Source organism: Pseudomonas sp. C1C7 (assembly GCF_013359595.1).
Classification (GTDB): domain Bacteria; phylum Pseudomonadota; class Gammaproteobacteria; order Pseudomonadales; family Pseudomonadaceae; genus Aquipseudomonas.
Genome location: NZ_JABFMP010000070.1, coordinates 1 through 14,962 on the forward strand (window position 1 = coordinate 1; position 14,962 = coordinate 14,962).

Sequence of the window (14,962 nt, forward strand, 5' to 3'; positions counted from 1 at the left end):
TGGCGTCCCTGATCGAAGCCAAGTACTGGCCGCCGGTGGGACGTGTCGACAACGTGTTTGGTGACCGCAACCTGGTTTGCGCCTGCCCGTCGATCGAAAGCTACGCTTAAAGCAGCAACAAGCTTCAAGCCTCAAGCTGCAAGAAAGAGCTCAAAGGCTTTCAACTTGCGGCTTGTAGCTTGCTGCTTGCCGCTGCTTCCTGGAGAACAACCATGTCGCTTAGCGTGTTCGACCTGTTCAAGATTGGCATCGGCCCCTCCAGCTCCCACACCGTCGGCCCGATGCGCGCAGCTGCGCGCTTCGTCGAAGGCTTGCGCCGTGAAGGGCTGCTGGCGGCGACCACCAGCGTCAGGGTCGAGCTCTACGGCTCGCTCGGCGCGACCGGCAAGGGACACGGCAGTGACAAGGCCGTGCTGCTTGGCCTGGAAGGCGAGCACCCGGATACCGTGGACACCGAAACCGTCGCCGCCCGTCTGCAGGACATTCGCGGCAACGGACGCCTGAACCTGCTCGGCGAACACAGCATCGTGTTCAACGAGAAAGAACACCTGGCGATGATTCGCAAACCGTTGGCCTATCACCCCAACGGCATGATTTTTCGCGCCTTCGACGCCGCAGGCCTGCAGATCCGCAGCCGCGAGTACTACTCGGTGGGCGGCGGTTTTGTCGTCGATGAAGACGCCGCCGGCGCCGACCGTATCGTCGAAGACGCCACTGCGCTGACCTTTCCCTTCAAGAACGCCAAGGAACTGCTCGCGCACTGCACCACCTACGGGCTGTCCATCAGCCAGGTGATGCTGACCAACGAAAGCGCCTGGCGTCCCGAAGCGGAAACCCGCGCCGGCCTGCTGAAGATCTGGAAGGTCATGCAGGATTGCGTCGCCGCCGGTTGCCGCAACGAAGGCATCCTGCCCGGCGGGCTGAAGGTCAAGCGCCGGGCGACCGCGTTGTACCAGCAACTGTGCAGAAACCCGGAATCGTCCCTGCGCGATCCACTCTCGGTCCTGGACTGGGTCAACCTCTACGCCCTGGCGGTCAACGAAGAAAACGCCAACGGCGGGCGTGTGGTGACCGCTCCGACCAACGGCGCGGCCGGGATCATTCCGGCGGTGCTGCATTACTACATGCGCTTCATCCCCACCGCGAACGATGACGGGGTGGTGCGCTTTCTGCTGACCGCTGCGGCCATCGGCATTCTCTACAAGGAAAACGCCTCGATCTCCGGCGCCGAAGTCGGCTGCCAGGGCGAGGTCGGGGTCGCCTGCTCCATGGCAGCGGGCGCGCTGTGCGAAGTGCTGGGCGGCACGGTGCAGCAGGTGGAGAACGCCGCGGAAATCGGCATGGAACACAACCTGGGCCTGACCTGCGACCCGATTGGCGGACTGGTGCAAGTGCCTTGCATCGAGCGCAACGCCATGGGGTCGGTCAAGGCCATCAATGCCGTGCGCATGGCCATGCGTGGCGACGGACACCATTTCGTCTCCCTCGACAAGGTCATCCGCACCATGCGCCAGACCGGCGCCGACATGAAAAGCAAATACAAGGAAACCGCCCGTGGCGGTTTGGCGGTCAACATTATCGAGTGCTGATGAGCCTTCGCGCCGCTGCACACATTTTCAGGAGCTGAGTATGTCCACCGAACAACTGTTGAAAACCCCGTTGCACGCACTGCACGTCGAACTGGGTGCGCGCATGGTGCCCTTCGCCGGCTACGACATGCCCGTGCAATACCCGTTGGGCGTGATGAAAGAACACCAGCACAGCCGCGATCAGGCCGGTCTGTTCGACGTGTCGCACATGGGTCAGATTCGCCTGACCGGCGCTAATGCCGCCAAGGCCCTGGAAACCCTGGTGCCGGTGGACATCATCGACCTGCCGGTGGGCATGCAGCGCTACGCGATGTTCACCAACGAAACCGGCGGCATCCTCGACGACCTGATGGTCGCCAACCTGGGTAACGACGAGCTGTTCCTGGTGGTCAACGCCGCCTGCAAGGATCAGGACCTGGCGCACCTGCAAAAGCACATCGGCGAGCAGTGCAAGATCGAGCCGCTGTTCGAAGAGCGCGCCCTGCTGGCCCTGCAAGGCCCGGCGGCGGTCACTGTACTGGCGCGTCTGGCACCGGAAGTGGCCAAGATGACCTTCATGCAGTTCGCCCGTGTTTCCCTGCTGGGTGTGGACTGCTTCGCCAGCCGCTCGGGCTACACCGGTGAAGACGGTTTCGAAATCTCCGTGCCGGCGGCCAACGCCGAAGCCCTCGCCCGCGCGCTGCTGGCCGAGCCGGAAGTCGAGGCCATCGGCCTGGGCGCCCGCGACTCGCTGCGCCTGGAAGCAGGTCTGTGCCTGTACGGCCACGACATGAACACCGAAACCACCCCGATCGAAGCCAGCCTGCTGTGGGCCATTTCCAAGCCGCGCCGTGCCGATGGTGCCCGTGCCGGTGGCTTCCCGGGCGCTGAAAACGTATTCGCCCAGCAACAGAACGGAGTCAGCCGCAAGCGTGTCGGCCTGCTGCCACAGGAACGTACCCCGGTGCGCGAAGGTGCAGAGATCGTCAACGAGGCCGGCGAGATCATCGGCAGCGTCTGCAGCGGCGGTTTCGGACCGACCCTGGGCGGGCCGTTGGCGATGGGTTACGTCAATAGCGCTTATACCGCTCTCGATACCCAGGTTTGGGCAATTGTTCGTGGGAAAAAGGTTCCTTTGCTTGTAAGCAAAATGCCATTTGTTCCTCAACGCTACTATCGCGGCTGATTGACTGTTCCTATAAGTAACGCGGTTGCGTTAACAGTGCACTAATGTGTAACGCAACCGCCATAAAATAGTGCATCTGTTTTACGTCGGCTTCGATTATGAACTTTGCTTATAACGATCGAAAACAACTGAACGAGCGCAAAGAATAAGAACTGGTAATTTCTTTGAATTGCCAGCAAGCTGAGGAAATCCGGGGCTTCGCAGGGGCTTGTTTTTTCTCCCATAGTTGGCGTAGAGTTTGTTCACTGTGTTTGCATGGGTCGCTTGGAATCGTGACCTGGGCAGTAGCCTCAAGTTAGCTACATCCCGTTCGACGTCTTCTTACTCTCCTGCAACCAGCCCCAGTACTCTGTCACAAGATAGAGACTGTCATTAATTTTAGCGTCAAAGGAAATAAGAAATGTCCCAACGTCAGAGCGGTACCGTCAAGTGGTTTAACGACGAGAAAGGTTTTGGTTTTATCACTCCAGAAAGCGGTCCGGATCTGTTCGTGCATTTCCGCGCTATTCAGGGCAACGGCTTCAAGAGCCTGAAAGAAGGCCAGAAAGTGACTTTCATCGCCGTGCAAGGCCAGAAAGGCATGCAGGCTGACGAAGTACAAGCAGAAGCTTAATCTTCTGTAACGAAAAAGCCCCTGATGCTGACATCAGGGGCTTTTTTGTGCGCGCAAATCCGTAAAATGGCTTCTTTTTTCGCCGAGAGCCAACATGTCGAAACACCTGCTCACCCCTCAGGGCGAATTTCCTGCCGCTGGCCTGGGCCGTCGTCTGGCCGCCATGTTTTATGACTTCCTGCTGTGTACCGCCCTGCTGATCGTCACCAGCGGCGCCTACAAGATGGTCCAGATGTCGATCATCGGCGAAGAGAAAATGCGCGCGCTCACGGAATCCGGGGCGCTTGATGGCGACCCGCTGCTTTCGACAGTGCTGCTGTTTGTCCTGTTTGGCTTCTTCGCCAAGTTCTGGACCCACTCCGGTCAGACCCTGGGCATGCAGGTGTGGTGCATTCGCGTGCAGAACGCCGACGGCTCCTCGATCAGCCTGTGGCAGGCGCTGCTGCGCTTCGTGGTATCGATCGCGTCCTGGCTGTGCGTTGGCCTGGGGTTCGTCTGGTCACTGTTCGACAAGCAGAAGCGCAGCTGGCATGACATGTATTCCAATACCCAGCTGGTTCGCATTCCAAAGAAACAAAAGTAATCACCCATAAAAAAGATCGCAGCCTGCAACAGCTCGTGTAGGAGCTGCCGCAGGCTGCGATCTTTTGCTTTTACGGTTAAGCGTTACCAGCCAGCTTCATCCGCGCAGCCTGGGTGAAATCCAGCATCCGCTTCAACGGCCGGATAGCCTGAGGAATCAGCGCCGGATCGACAAAGATCTCGTTCGCCCCCTCCTTCAAGCTCTTGAGCGTGCGCTCAAGGGTGTTCATCGCCATCCACGGGCAATGCGCGCAACTGCGGCATGCCGCGCCGTTACCGGCGGTTGGCGCCTCGATAAACACCTTGTCCGGGCACAGCTGCTGCATCTTGTAGAAGATGCCGCGGTCGGTCGCCACGATCAGGGTCTTGTTCGGCAAGGTCTGCGCGGCCGCGATCAACTGACTGGTGGAACCGACGGCGTCCGCCAGTTCGATTACCGAGGTCGGCGACTCCGGATGCACGAGGATCGCCGCATCGGGATACAGCGCCTTCATGTCTTCGAGTTGCTTGGACTTGAACTCTTCGTGAACGATACAGGCACCGTCCCACAGCAGCATGTCGGCACCGGTCTGGCGCTGGATGTAGGTGCCCAGGTGCTTGTCCGGGCCCCAGATGATGGTCTCGCCGTTGTCCATCAGGCTTTCGACGATCTCCAGCGCGCAACTGGACGTCACCACCCAGTCGGCCCGGGCTTTGACCGCCGCGGAGGTGTTGGCATACACCACCACCGTGCGCTCGGGATGCTGATCGCAGAACGCGGAAAACTCGTCGACCGGGCAACCCAGGTCCAGCGAGCACGTCGCCTCGAGCGTCGGCATCAGAATGCGCTTTTCAGGGTTGAGGATCTTGGCCGTCTCCCCCATGAACTTGACCCCGGCGACCACCACGGTCTTGGCCGGGTGGGCGTTACCGAAGCGGGCCATCTCCAGGGAGTCGGAGACGCAACCACCGGTTTCTTCGGCCAGCGCCTGAATGATGGGATCGCAATAGAAGTGGGCAACCAGCACCGCATCCTGAGCCTTGAGCTCGGCAGCGATGGCGGCACGGTAATGGGCTTCCTCGTCGGCCGTCAGCGGCTTGGGCTGCTTGGCGTCGAGGTGGGCTTGAACCAGAAGGCGTTCGGAAATCTGCGTCATGTTCGCAAGACCTGCAGGCGCATTCGCGCGAAAGTCGAGTATACACCCGGCTCCGGACCCGTCTGGGTACCGCCGGGAAAGTGAGTATTCATCAGGCACGGACAGCGTGAAGATGCGCAAGGCTACAGAATATCCGGCGGATGCAAAAGATGATTCTGACCTGCGCCATACGGAGCACCCCGGAGGCAGGGCCGGGTTAAATCGCGGGCAAAAAAAAATCCGGAAATCCTCACTTGCGTGGGCCTTCCAGACTTTTAAAACAGCTTGAAAATGGTGGGTCGTGTAGGATTCGAACCTACGACCAATTGGTTAAAAGCCAACTGCTCTACCAACTGAGCTAACGACCCGCTGTGTGGTGGCGCGTATAATACTGATTTTTAAGGACTATTCAACACCTATTTTGAAAATAATCAAAAATAAGGTGTTGGGTCGCTGATTCCGCCCGCAACAAAGCCTTCCGCACGCAGTCGGCAGCTGTCGCACTTGCCGCACGCACGCCCTTCATCGTCGGCCTGATAGCAGGAAACGGTCAGGCCGTAATTGACCCCAAGCTTCGTACCCTCCTGAATGATCTGCGCCTTGCTGAGGTTTTGCAGCGGTGCCTGGATACGGAAACCATCGCCCTCCACGCCAGCCTTGGTCGCCAGATTGGCCATGCGCTCGAACGACTCGATGAACTCGGGACGGCAATCCGGGTAACCGGAGTAATCCACGGCGTTGACGCCAATGAAGATGTCGCGAGCACCAAGTACTTCCGCCCAGCCCAATGCCAGGGACAGGAACACGGTGTTACGTGCCGGGACGTAAGTGACCGGAATGCCTTCGCCCGGGGTTTGCGGGATATCGATGCTGCTGTCGGTCAGGGCCGAGCCGCCCATGCCGTTCAGATTCAGGCCGATTACCTTGTGCTCGACCACACCCAGGTCCCGAGCCACACGTTCGGCGGCATACAGTTCGGCGTGGGAGCGCTGACCATAGTCGAAGCTCATGGTGTAGCAGCTGTAGCCCTGAGCCCGGGCCATGGCCACGACCGTCGCCGAATCCAGGCCACCGGACAGCAGGATGACCGCACGTTTTTCTGCAGTGTTCAGTTGTTCAGTCATTTCAGCGCCCCGGCTCATCATTCCAAAGATATTTATGCAGCTGCAGTTGCAGGCGCACCGGCAGGTTGTCCGCCACCACCCAGTCAGCCAGATCCCGCGCATTGAGATCGTGATGGCTCGGCGAGAACAGAACTTCGCCGGCACGTTGCTCCAGGCCGTACTGAATCAGCTTGGAAACCGACCACTCATAGTCCTCCCGCGAGCAGATGACAAATTTCACCTGGTCGTTGGGCGTGAGCAGTTCGATGTTCTCGTAACGATTGCGGTGGGCTTCTTTCGAACCCGGCGTCTTCAGGTCGACGACACGACTGACCCGAGGATCCACGGCCGAGATATCGATCGAGCCGCTGGTTTCCAGCGAGACCTCGTAACCGGCGTCGCACAAGCGCTTGAGCAATGGAATGGCGTTGGGTTGAGCCAGGGGCTCGCCGCCGGTGACGCACACGTAACGCGGACGAAAACCGGCTACCTGCTCGAGGATATCGTCGAGTGTGCGAATGGTGCCGCCAGTGAAGGCGTAGGCGCTGTCGCAGTATTGGCAACGTAACGGGCAACCGGTCAGGCGCACAAAAACCGTGGGCAGGCCGGCCGTCCGAGTTTCACCCTGCAACGAGTAGAAAACTTCGGTGATTCTCAATGTGTCTTGCATAGTCGCCACGGGCGTAACAGCTAAACAGGCTGTCCGCCTCCGTCAGGCACTTCATGGAACCCCGGCAATGCGTAGATCCCAAAAAGCGTGTTTCAGAAAAAGGGGATGAATTCTAACGAAAAAACCCGCGACAAGCGCGGGTTTCTTCAAAACGGGTCCGGCAAGCTTACATGCGCTGCAGATCGCGTTGTGCCAGCTGAGCGGCGGAAGTCCCCGGATACTGGGACACCACCTGCTGCAGAATGCCTTTGACCCGGTCGGTGTGACCAAGACGACGCTCTACATCAGCCAGCTTGTACAGCGAATCAGGCACCTTGGCGTGCTTCGGATACAGCTGCGAAACCTTGGCAAATGCCTGACCTGCACCTTGCAGATCGCCTTTTGCCAGGTTCACTTCACCCAACCAGTACTGCGCATTGCCCGCGTACTGGCTGTTTGGGTACTTGCGCAGGAAGGCGGCAAAAGCCTGGCTGGCCTTGTCGAAATCCTTGGCCTTGATCAGGTCGAAGGCTGCATCGTAGTACAGTTTTTCCTTTGCCGGATCCGCCGGTTCGCTGCCCGCTGCTGGTGCCTGAGCTGCTGCCGCCCCCGCGGCTGCGCCTGCACCTGCTGCAGCACCGGGGGCGTTCAAATCGCCACCGGTAGAAGAATTCTCTGGAGTCACGGCTGGTGCAACGCCCGATCCAATGCGCCGATCAAGATCCTGGTATCGCTCCAGGTTTTCCTGCTTCATGCGCGCTACATCATTTTGCAGAACTTCGATCACGCCTTGTTGGCGCTCGATCTGCTCCTGCATTTGCTGAAGCTGGTTGAACAGCTGGCCCTGTGCCGAGACAGGAGCCGCAGCCCCTGTCCCGGCATAGGCGCCGTTCGTACCGTAACCAGCAGGCGGATAACTGCTCCCGCTACTGCCGGAGTCATTATCGACCACAGGAACCGCAGCCCACGCCGAAAGGGACGCGAGGCTGAGAGCCAGAACAGTTACAGCACGACGGCACGTTCGCATGACGAATTACTTACGCAGTTCGACGCGACGGTTTTGAGCCCAGGACTGCTCGTCGTTGCCGGTGGCAACTGGACGCTCTTCGCCGTAGGAAACCAGTTCCAGCTGAGCTGGGGAAACGCCTTGCAGTACCAGGTAGCGTTGAACGGCTTTCGCACGACGCTCGCCCAGTGCCATGTTGTACTCACGAGTACCACGTTCGTCGGTGTTGCCTTCCAGAACAACGCGAGCGCCGTTTGCTTTCAGGTCTTTGGCGTGAACGTCCAGAGCGCGCATGGCTTCTGGCTTCAGGTCCGAGCTGTCGTATTCGAAGTAGAAAGTGGTGATAGCGCGCAGAGCAGCTTCTTCGCTCAGGGAGCCGTCAACTGCACCAGTGTTTGCGCCGTAACCAGCGTTTGGATCTACCGCGCCTTCACCGGCATTGTCGCCGCCTTTGGACGAGCAACCTACAGCTACAGCCATGGCCAGAGCCAGCGCAGCAAATTTACCAAACTTCAGCATTTCCATCGTGAAACTCCTAATGAACCCCAGTGTGTTAAGTAAAACGTAAAGCGCCGCGTCAGTTCAGGTAAGGGGACCAGGAAGGTTCTCTGACTTCGCCTTGTGCGGTAGGAAGCGGGAGCCTTACGCGTCCATTGATGGACACGAGCATCAAGACTCCCCGGCCCTGCTGGCGGGTGGCGTAGATTACCATGGTGCCGTTGGGCGCAACAGTGGGCGACTCGTCCAGAGTGCTATCAGTGAGGATTTTTACACTGCCTCGCTGCAAATCCTGGGCCGCCACTTTGAAATTGGTGAAACCGTCCTGGCGGTGGATCATGACCAGGGTCTTTTCGTCCGCCGACAGTTTAGGGTTGGCGTTGTAGTTACCGACGAAAGTTACACGCTCCGCACCACCGCCACCGACGCTGGTTTTATAGATCTGCGGCTTGCCGCCACGGTCGGAGGTGAAGTACAGGGTCGAACCGTCCTTGCCCCAGAACGGTTCGGTGTTGATGCCCGGACCATTGGTGACACGACTGATCTGACGCGAACCCACGTTCATCACGTAGATGTCCGGGTTGCCGTCCTTGGACAGCACGAATGCCAGGCGGCTGCCATCCGGCGACCAGGCTGGCGCGCCGTTCAGGCCTTCGAAGTTGGTCAACTGCTCACGGCGACCGGTGTCGATGTTCTGCATGAAGATACGCGGACGCTTCTGCTCGAACGACACGTAGGCAATACGCTTGCCGTCCGGTGCGAAACGCGGCGACAGGATCGGCTCGCGCGATTGCAGCAGGGTCACGGCGCGGGCACCGTCATAGTCCGAACGCTGCAGGGTGTAGCGAGTGTTCTTCTCGGAGAAGCGCTCGGCCGTCACGTACAGCAGGCGAGTGGAAAACGCACCCTTGATGCCGGTGAGTTTTTCGAACGACTGGTCGGAGATGTAGTGCGCCATGTCGCGCAGCTGATCCACACCACCCGACACGCTGCCGGTCAGCACTTGCTGCTCGGTCGCGACGTTGAACAGTGCGTATTGAACCTGCAGGCGACCGCCCGCAGGAACGATGCTGCCGACCATGACGTACTGGGCACCCAGTGCCTTGAAGTCACGGAAGATGATTTCACTGGCCTGGCTAGGCTGGCTGATCATGTTCTGCTTCGGAATCGGCGCGTAATAACCCGAGTTGCGCAGGTCGTTACCGATGATTTCCGCCATGTCGTCCGGCAGCACGCTACCGCCCTGGAAACCGAACGGTACAACCGCGATCGGGGTGGCCCGATCGCTGCCGCTGGTAACCAGAATGTTTTTCTCATCCGCCATCGCCAGCCCTGCCATGCAGCAGATCGCGATCAGCATTCCTCGAAGAAGGTTTCTCACAAGGCTAGATCCTCAGGTGTAAATGTCATCTTGAACGAACGATACGGAGCGAAATCGCTCGGCTTCATTCCCTGCATTTCTGTCAAACGTCCAATATTCTTCACCGCTGCTACAGCCGATGCGTCAAACGGACCGTCGCCACTGGACTTGGCCACGCTGACCGAAGTCACCGTACCATCAGGCAACATGCCGATTTGCAACACGACCGTCATGCCTTTGCGGGCCGAAGGTGGACGGGCCCAGCCCTCTGCTGCACGCGCTCGGATCAGGTCATCGAAACTGCCGGCGACTTCGTCACCCTGCTCATCGGCCAAGGCCTGCTGACGCTGTGGCGTGTCGGAAAGCAAATCTGCCAGGGCCTGAGCCTTCTTGTCTTCGGCGGATTTGCGTGCCGCATCCTGCGCTTTCTTCTTCGCAGCATCGGCAGCAGCTTTCTTCTTCGCTTCCTCGGCGACTTTCTTCTTCGCCTCTTCAGCTTCAGCTTTCTTCTTGGCGTCTTCCGCGGCTTTCTTCTTCGCGTCTTCGACGATCTTTTTCTTCGCTTCTTCAGCGGCCGCTTTCTTGGCCTCTTCTTCAGCAGCCTTCTTGGCTTCTTCTTCAGCTTTCTTCTTGGCTATATCAGCCAATTGTTTCTCTTCTGCCTTCTTGGCTTCGGCGGCTTTCTTCGCGTCGTCGGCTTTCTTGGCTTCATCAGCCTTTTTCGCCTCGTCCGCTTTCTTCGCCTCATCGGCCTTCTTGGCTTCCTCGGCCTTTTGAGCCGCTTCTTCTTTCTTTTGTTCCGCAGCCTTCACGGCTTCCTGCTCGATCTTCTTCTGCTCCATCTGCTCGACTTCGGTCTGACGCGCGGCGGATTTCTTCGCCTCACCCGCAATCTTCTGATTGGTCTGGGTGGTTGCCTGACTCTTCGATTTCAGCTGGTACAGGGTCGCCTGAACGATAGGCTTGGCCGGCGGCAGCTCCGGTGTGAAGGCAAAACTGACGAACAGCATGCCGAACACCAGCACGTGCAAGCCAATCGCCCAGACACTAGGCCAGAAGTAGCTTTCCGAGGCGGACGGCTCTCGCTGTTGCTGCATCAGGGCGCCTCGGTAATCAAGCCAACATTACCGACTCCGGCTTTCTGCAACCCGCCCATGGCGCCCATGACGGCGCCGTAGTCGACGCTCTTGTCGCCGCGAATGAAGACCTGGGTACGCTTGCCGCCCTCGTTGCCGACGCGAATGATCTTGGTCACCGCGTCCGTCATCTGCGGCAGGGTCATGGCGCGATCCTGCTGCTTTTCGGTGTCGACTTCGCTGCCAAGGTTCCAGTAGTAGGTCTTGTCAGCCTTGATCGAAATGGTCAGTACCTGGGTGTTGTTGTCCTGCGGCAAGGCTTCGCTGGAAACCTTGGGCAGATCAACTTTCACGCCCTGATTGAGCATCGGCGCGGTCACCATGAAGATGACCAGCAGCACCAGCATCACGTCGATGTATGGCACCACGTTCATCTCGGCGACCGGCTTGCGCTTGTTTCGGGCTCGAGCGATTAAAGCCATTGGAAATTACCTGCTCAGTCTTCGCTGGTGTGCACTTTGCGGTGCAGGATCGCCTGGAATTCATCGGCGAAGGTGTAGTAACGGCCCAGCAGGGTTTCGCTGCGAGCGGAGAAGCGGTTGTAGGCGATGACCGCTGGAATGGCGGCGAAGAGGCCGATCGCGGTGGCGATCAGGGCTTCGGCGATACCCGGGGCTACGGTGGCCAGGGTCGCTTGCTGGGCAGTGGCCAGGCCGCGGAAGGAGTTCATGATGCCCCAGACGGTACCGAACAGACCGATGTACGGGCTGACGGAACCCACGGTGGCCAGGAAAGGCAGGCTCTGTTCGAGCTTTTCTTCTTCGCGGGAGATCGCTACGCGCATGGCACGGGCCACACCTTCCATGACCGCCTCGGGATCGACGCCTGGCTGCTGGCGCAGACGGGAAAACTCCTTGAAGCCGGCGCGGAAGATCTGCTCGACACCGGAATCCGGGTCCGGGTTGCTGCCCGCCTGACGATAGAGTTTGGACAGGTCGATGCCTGACCAGAAACGCTCTTCGAAACTCTCAAGAGCGCGTCGACCGGCGCGCAGCAGGTTGCTGCGCTGAAAGATCATGATCCATGAGGTCACCGATGCGGCTACCAGGGTCAGCATTACCAGTTGCACCACGATACTGGCATTGCTGACCAGGCTCCACATGGAGGAATGGTCGACGACGTTAGCTTCCACGCTTTATCTCCTGCGTTGAGTGTGTACCCGCGCCGCTCACGTCGGCAAAGGCCGCTCGTAGAGCTTCGGGAATGGCCCGGGGTTTCAAACCGTTGGTGCGCACACAGGCCACCAGAAACTGCCCTTCGCAGAGCAGTACGTTATCCGTAGCCCGCCTGACCTGCTGTTTGAAGCGCAGGCTGGCACGGTTCAATTCGATTACTTCAGCGCTTACCAGCAACTCGTCATCCAGTCGCGCCGGCGCGTGGTAGCGCGCTTCGCTGGAATGCACGACGAACAACAGGTCCTCCCCTGCCAGCTGCGATTGGGCAAAGCCCAGTTCCCGTAGCCGCTCGGTTCGAGCCCGTTCCATAAACTTGAGGTAATTAACGTAATACACGATGCCGCCCGCATCGGTGTCCTCGTAATAAACGCGACAACGATGTGCGAAAGGCTCAAGCCCGTTTTGCGCGCGCATACTCTAGTGCTTACTCCTCAGGTTGCCAATCCGGCAGGCAACTGTTTTTCCATTGTTCTGCGGCTTTCTGGTTAAAGTACGATCCTAGGACAGCACAATGCCCGAAAATTCAGCCCGCAAAAGTCATTTAATCGTCCACGGCATCGAGAAACTCGTCTACCACGGGCATTTCGCCCAATCGTGACGGAATGTTTAATCCAAAGTGCAGATAAGCATGCCGTGTCACCACCCGCCCCCGCGGGGTCCGCATGATGTAACCCTGCTGGATCAGATAGGGTTCCAGAACATCCTCGATGGTGTGGCGCTCTTCACTGATGGCTGCGGCAAGGCTGTCCACGCCCACCGGTCCGCCATCGAACTTCTCGATCATGGTCAGCAGCAGACGCCGGTCCTGATGATCGAAACCACGCTCGTCGACATCCAGCAGGTTCAGCGCCATATCGGCCACCGACTTGGTGATGTGGCCCTTGGCACGAACTTCGGCGAAGTCCCGCACCCGTCGCAGCAGACGGTTGGCGATACGCGGCGTGCCGCGGGCACGACGGGCGATTTCGAAGGCGCCTTCAGGCTCCAGCGGCAAGCCGAGAATGCCCGCCGAACGACTGACAATCGTCGACAGGTCGGCGTTGCTGTAGAACTCCAGGCGCTGAACGATCCCGAAACGGTCACGCAACGGGTTGGTCAGCATGCCCGCCCGTGTGGTCGCGCCAACCAGGGTAAAAGGTGGCAAATCGAGTTTGATCGAGCGTGCGGCCGGGCCTTCGCCGATCATGATGTCGAGCTGGAAGTCTTCCATGGCCGGATACAGCACTTCTTCGACAATCGGCGACAGGCGATGGATTTCGTCGATGAACAGCACATCATGGGGTTCGAGATTGGTCAGCAGCGCCGCCAGATCCCCCGGACGCTCCAGGACCGGACCCGAGGTGCTCTTGATCGAGACGCCCATTTCCTGGGCGATGATGTTGGCCAGGGTGGTCTTGCCCAGGCCCGGAGGACCGAAAATCAGTGTGTGATCCAGGGACTCGTTGCGCCCCCGGGCTGCCTGGATGAACAACTCCATTTGCTCGCGGACGGTCGGCTGGCCGATGTACTCGGCCAGACTGACAGGGCGAATCGCCCGGTCCTGGACTTCCTCGCGCTCACGGGGGCCACCACCGGTGGCGGCAATCAGACGATCAGCTTCAATCACTTAGATCATTCCCTTCAGGGCACGACGAATCATGTCTTCGCTGCTCAAACCTTTCTCCTTGATCGCGGAAATCGCCTTGCTGGCTTCCTGCGGCTTGTAACCCAGGGAGATCAGCGCGCTGACCGCGTCGTTTTCCGCCATGTTGACCGGCGCCGGTCCGTCAGGCTGGTTCGGCACCAGGGCGAACATGGCCGGCACGGTTTCCCAGGCCTTGAAGCGATCCTTGAGCTCGACCAGCAGGCGCTCGGCGGTTTTCTTGCCTACACCCGGCACTTTGGTCAATGACGAAGTGTCCTGGGACTGCACGCAGCGCACCAGTTCGTCGACTTCCAGACTCGACATCAGGGCCAGGGCCAGTTTCGGCCCTACACCATTAAGACGGATCAACTCGCGAAAAAAGTCTCGCTCACGCTTGCCGACAAAACCATAGAGTAACTGCGCGTCTTCGCGAACGACCAAATGGGTGTGCAGCGTCAGCGGCTCACCGACCGACGGCAGGCGATAAAGTGTGGTCATGGGCACTTCAAGTTCATACCCCAAACCGTTTACATCCAGAATCAGGTGCGGCGGCTGTTTCTCAGCCAGTGTGCCGCGCAAGCGTCCAATCACGTTACAGATCCTTGAGCGTTGGCCGGCACGGTGCCGGCGACTGACAGAGCGAGGGCTTGCGCCAGCCGGGGCGCAAATCCCTGATTCCATGAAATTGACTGCCGATGCTATCAGAGACGCAGGCGCCCGCCACGACTGCGTGCCGCACCCAGCCCATGAGGCAACAGGCTGGAACGGGTGTGAGCGTGGCAAATGGCGATGGCCAGGGCGTCCGAGGCATCGATCTGCGGTTTGCTGGTCAGTTTCAGCATGTGCATGACCATCATCTGCACCTGCTCCTTGTTGGCGGCGCCGGTGCCCACCACTGCCTGCTTGACCTGGGTCGCGGTGTATTCGGCAATCTCCAGGCTTTCTTCCGCGCCGGCAACGATGGCGGCGCCACGGGCCTGCCCCAGTTTCAGCGCGGAGTCGGCGTTGCGCGCCATGAACACCTTTTCGATGCCCATGGTCACGGGTTTGTAGGTCTGAATGATCTCCCGCACCCCGCGGTAGACGATCTGCAAACGTTCGTGCAGCTCGCCAGCACCGGTGCGGATGCAACCGGAGGCCACGTATTCGCAACCTCGACCGGTATCGCGCACCACTCCATAGCCGGTGATTCGCGAGCCGGGGTCGATGCCAAGGATTAAAGTCATAACGCCTGTGGGTCCGTGAACTATCGATATCCAAGTACAACACATAACAAATGTGGGAGCGGGCTTGCTCGCGAAGGCGGTGTGTCAGTTACCGAGATTGGACTGACACACCGCCTTCGCG

At 59.3% G+C, this 14,962-nt stretch carries 18 protein-coding genes and 1 tRNA gene; 5 read left to right on the forward strand and 14 right to left on the reverse strand.

Annotation, left to right across the window (positions count from 1 at the left end; translation table 11 throughout):
- The 5 genes from HNO86_RS30765 to HNO86_RS29680 form a co-directional block, all read left to right on the forward strand.
- Window positions 1-110 (forward strand): hypothetical protein (locus tag HNO86_RS30765; protein ID WP_372242576.1); only part of this gene is annotated, 110 nt, incomplete at its 5' end.
- Window positions 111-212: 102 nt separating this feature from the next.
- Window positions 213-1,589, forward strand: a complete 1,377-nt coding sequence (locus HNO86_RS29665) for an L-serine ammonia-lyase (protein WP_175380495.1) — start codon at window positions 213-215, stop codon at window positions 1,587-1,589.
- A 40-nt stretch (window positions 1,590-1,629) separates the two neighbouring features.
- Window positions 1,630-2,754, forward strand: a complete 1,125-nt coding sequence (gene gcvT / locus HNO86_RS29670) for a glycine cleavage system aminomethyltransferase GcvT (RefSeq protein WP_175380496.1) — start codon at window positions 1,630-1,632, stop codon at window positions 2,752-2,754.
- Between the two features lie 400 nt (window positions 2,755-3,154).
- Entirely contained in the window at window positions 3,155-3,367 is a 213-nt protein-coding gene (locus HNO86_RS29675; RefSeq protein WP_007977299.1) for a cold-shock protein, read from the forward strand.
- Window positions 3,368-3,461: 94 nt separating this feature from the next.
- Window positions 3,462-3,950 carry an RDD family protein gene (locus HNO86_RS29680; protein ID WP_175380497.1) on the forward strand — a complete coding sequence of 163 codons (489 nt, stop codon included), beginning with the start codon at window positions 3,462-3,464 and terminating at the stop codon, window positions 3,948-3,950.
- A gap of 76 nt (window positions 3,951-4,026) precedes the next feature.
- On the opposite strand, the gene nadA is transcribed toward HNO86_RS29680, so the two are convergent.
- The 14 genes from nadA to ruvC all read right to left on the reverse strand — a co-directional run bounded on the left by nadA (window position 4,027) and on the right by ruvC (window position 14,841).
- Window positions 4,027-5,085, reverse strand: a complete 1,059-nt coding sequence (gene nadA / locus HNO86_RS29685; protein ID WP_110964608.1) for a quinolinate synthase NadA — start codon at window positions 5,083-5,085, stop codon at window positions 4,027-4,029.
- Window positions 5,086-5,356: 271 nt separating this feature from the next.
- Window positions 5,357-5,432, reverse strand: a tRNA-Lys gene (locus HNO86_RS29690).
- 63 nt (window positions 5,433-5,495) lie between these two features.
- On the reverse strand, window positions 5,496-6,188 hold the full coding sequence (queC, locus tag HNO86_RS29695; protein WP_175380498.1) for a 7-cyano-7-deazaguanine synthase QueC: 693 nt from the start codon (window positions 6,186-6,188) through the stop codon (window positions 5,496-5,498).
- A gap of 1 nt (window position 6,189) precedes the next feature.
- Window positions 6,190-6,837 (reverse strand): 7-carboxy-7-deazaguanine synthase QueE, encoded by a 648-nt coding sequence (gene queE, locus HNO86_RS29700; RefSeq protein ID WP_175380499.1) that lies wholly within the window; start codon window positions 6,835-6,837, stop codon window positions 6,190-6,192.
- A 166-nt stretch (window positions 6,838-7,003) separates the two neighbouring features.
- A complete protein-coding gene (gene ybgF / locus HNO86_RS29705; protein ID WP_175380500.1) occupies window positions 7,004-7,843 on the reverse strand; it encodes a tol-pal system protein YbgF in 840 nt (279 codons plus the stop codon).
- A gap of 6 nt (window positions 7,844-7,849) precedes the next feature.
- Complete coding sequence (pal, locus tag HNO86_RS29710; RefSeq protein ID WP_003178634.1) at window positions 7,850-8,347, reverse strand: peptidoglycan-associated lipoprotein Pal; 498 nt, start codon at window positions 8,345-8,347, stop codon at window positions 7,850-7,852.
- A gap of 52 nt (window positions 8,348-8,399) precedes the next feature.
- Window positions 8,400-9,680, reverse strand: a complete 1,281-nt coding sequence (gene tolB / locus HNO86_RS29715; protein WP_178131377.1) for a Tol-Pal system beta propeller repeat protein TolB — start codon at window positions 9,678-9,680, stop codon at window positions 8,400-8,402.
- A gap of 17 nt (window positions 9,681-9,697) precedes the next feature.
- Complete coding sequence (gene tolA, locus HNO86_RS29720) at window positions 9,698-10,777, reverse strand: cell envelope integrity protein TolA (protein ID WP_175380502.1); 1,080 nt, start codon at window positions 10,775-10,777, stop codon at window positions 9,698-9,700.
- Complete coding sequence (gene tolR, locus HNO86_RS29725; RefSeq protein WP_175380507.1) at window positions 10,777-11,229, reverse strand: protein TolR; 453 nt, start codon at window positions 11,227-11,229, stop codon at window positions 10,777-10,779. The genes tolA and tolR overlap by 1 nt, the downstream gene beginning before the upstream one ends.
- Window positions 11,230-11,252: 23 nt before the next feature.
- Entirely contained in the window at window positions 11,253-11,948 is a 696-nt protein-coding gene (gene tolQ, locus HNO86_RS29730) for a protein TolQ (protein ID WP_175380503.1), read from the reverse strand.
- A complete protein-coding gene (gene ybgC, locus HNO86_RS29735; protein WP_175380504.1) occupies window positions 11,938-12,405 on the reverse strand; it encodes a tol-pal system-associated acyl-CoA thioesterase in 468 nt (155 codons plus the stop codon). The genes tolQ and ybgC overlap by 11 nt, the downstream gene beginning before the upstream one ends.
- A 127-nt stretch (window positions 12,406-12,532) precedes the next feature.
- Window positions 12,533-13,597: a Holliday junction branch migration DNA helicase RuvB gene (gene ruvB / locus HNO86_RS29740; protein ID WP_175380505.1), complete on the reverse strand. Its 1,065-nt coding sequence runs from the start codon at window positions 13,595-13,597 to the stop codon at window positions 12,533-12,535.
- Window positions 13,598-14,206, reverse strand: a complete 609-nt coding sequence (gene ruvA / locus HNO86_RS29745; protein WP_175380506.1) for a Holliday junction branch migration protein RuvA — start codon at window positions 14,204-14,206, stop codon at window positions 13,598-13,600. It abuts the gene before it with no gap.
- A 110-nt stretch (window positions 14,207-14,316) separates the two neighbouring features.
- Window positions 14,317-14,841, reverse strand: a complete 525-nt coding sequence (gene ruvC, locus HNO86_RS29750; RefSeq protein ID WP_110964618.1) for a crossover junction endodeoxyribonuclease RuvC — start codon at window positions 14,839-14,841, stop codon at window positions 14,317-14,319.
- Window positions 14,842-14,962 lie beyond the last annotated feature (121 nt).

Excerpts from the sequence above, each read along its gene's own strand:
- HNO86_RS29680 (WP_175380497.1), top strand. The coding sequence starts at position 3,462 with ATGTCGAAACACCTGCTCACCCCTCAGGGCGAATTTCCTGCCGCTGGC.
- pal (WP_003178634.1), bottom strand. The coding sequence starts at position 8,347 with ATGGAAATGCTGAAGTTTGGTAAATTTGCTGCGCTGGCTCTGGCCATG.
- ruvC (WP_110964618.1), bottom strand. The coding sequence starts at position 14,841 with ATGACTTTAATCCTTGGCATCGACCCCGGCTCGCGAATCACCGGCTAT.
- nadA (WP_110964608.1), bottom strand. The coding sequence starts at position 5,085 with ATGACGCAGATTTCCGAACGCCTTCTGGTTCAAGCCCACCTCGACGCC.
- HNO86_RS29665 (WP_175380495.1), top strand. The coding sequence starts at position 213 with ATGTCGCTTAGCGTGTTCGACCTGTTCAAGATTGGCATCGGCCCCTCC.
- tolA (WP_175380502.1), bottom strand. The coding sequence starts at position 10,777 with ATGCAGCAACAGCGAGAGCCGTCCGCCTCGGAAAGCTACTTCTGGCCT.
- ybgC (WP_175380504.1), bottom strand. The coding sequence starts at position 12,405 with ATGCGCGCGCAAAACGGGCTTGAGCCTTTCGCACATCGTTGTCGCGTT.
- ybgF (WP_175380500.1), bottom strand. The coding sequence starts at position 7,843 with ATGCGAACGTGCCGTCGTGCTGTAACTGTTCTGGCTCTCAGCCTCGCG.
- gcvT (WP_175380496.1), top strand. The coding sequence starts at position 1,630 with ATGTCCACCGAACAACTGTTGAAAACCCCGTTGCACGCACTGCACGTC.
- queE (WP_175380499.1), bottom strand. The coding sequence starts at position 6,837 with ATGCAAGACACATTGAGAATCACCGAAGTTTTCTACTCGTTGCAGGGT.
- HNO86_RS29675 (WP_007977299.1), top strand. The coding sequence starts at position 3,155 with ATGTCCCAACGTCAGAGCGGTACCGTCAAGTGGTTTAACGACGAGAAA.
- tolB (WP_178131377.1), bottom strand. The coding sequence starts at position 9,680 with ATGCTGATCGCGATCTGCTGCATGGCAGGGCTGGCGATGGCGGATGAG.
- queC (WP_175380498.1), bottom strand. The coding sequence starts at position 6,188 with ATGACTGAACAACTGAACACTGCAGAAAAACGTGCGGTCATCCTGCTG.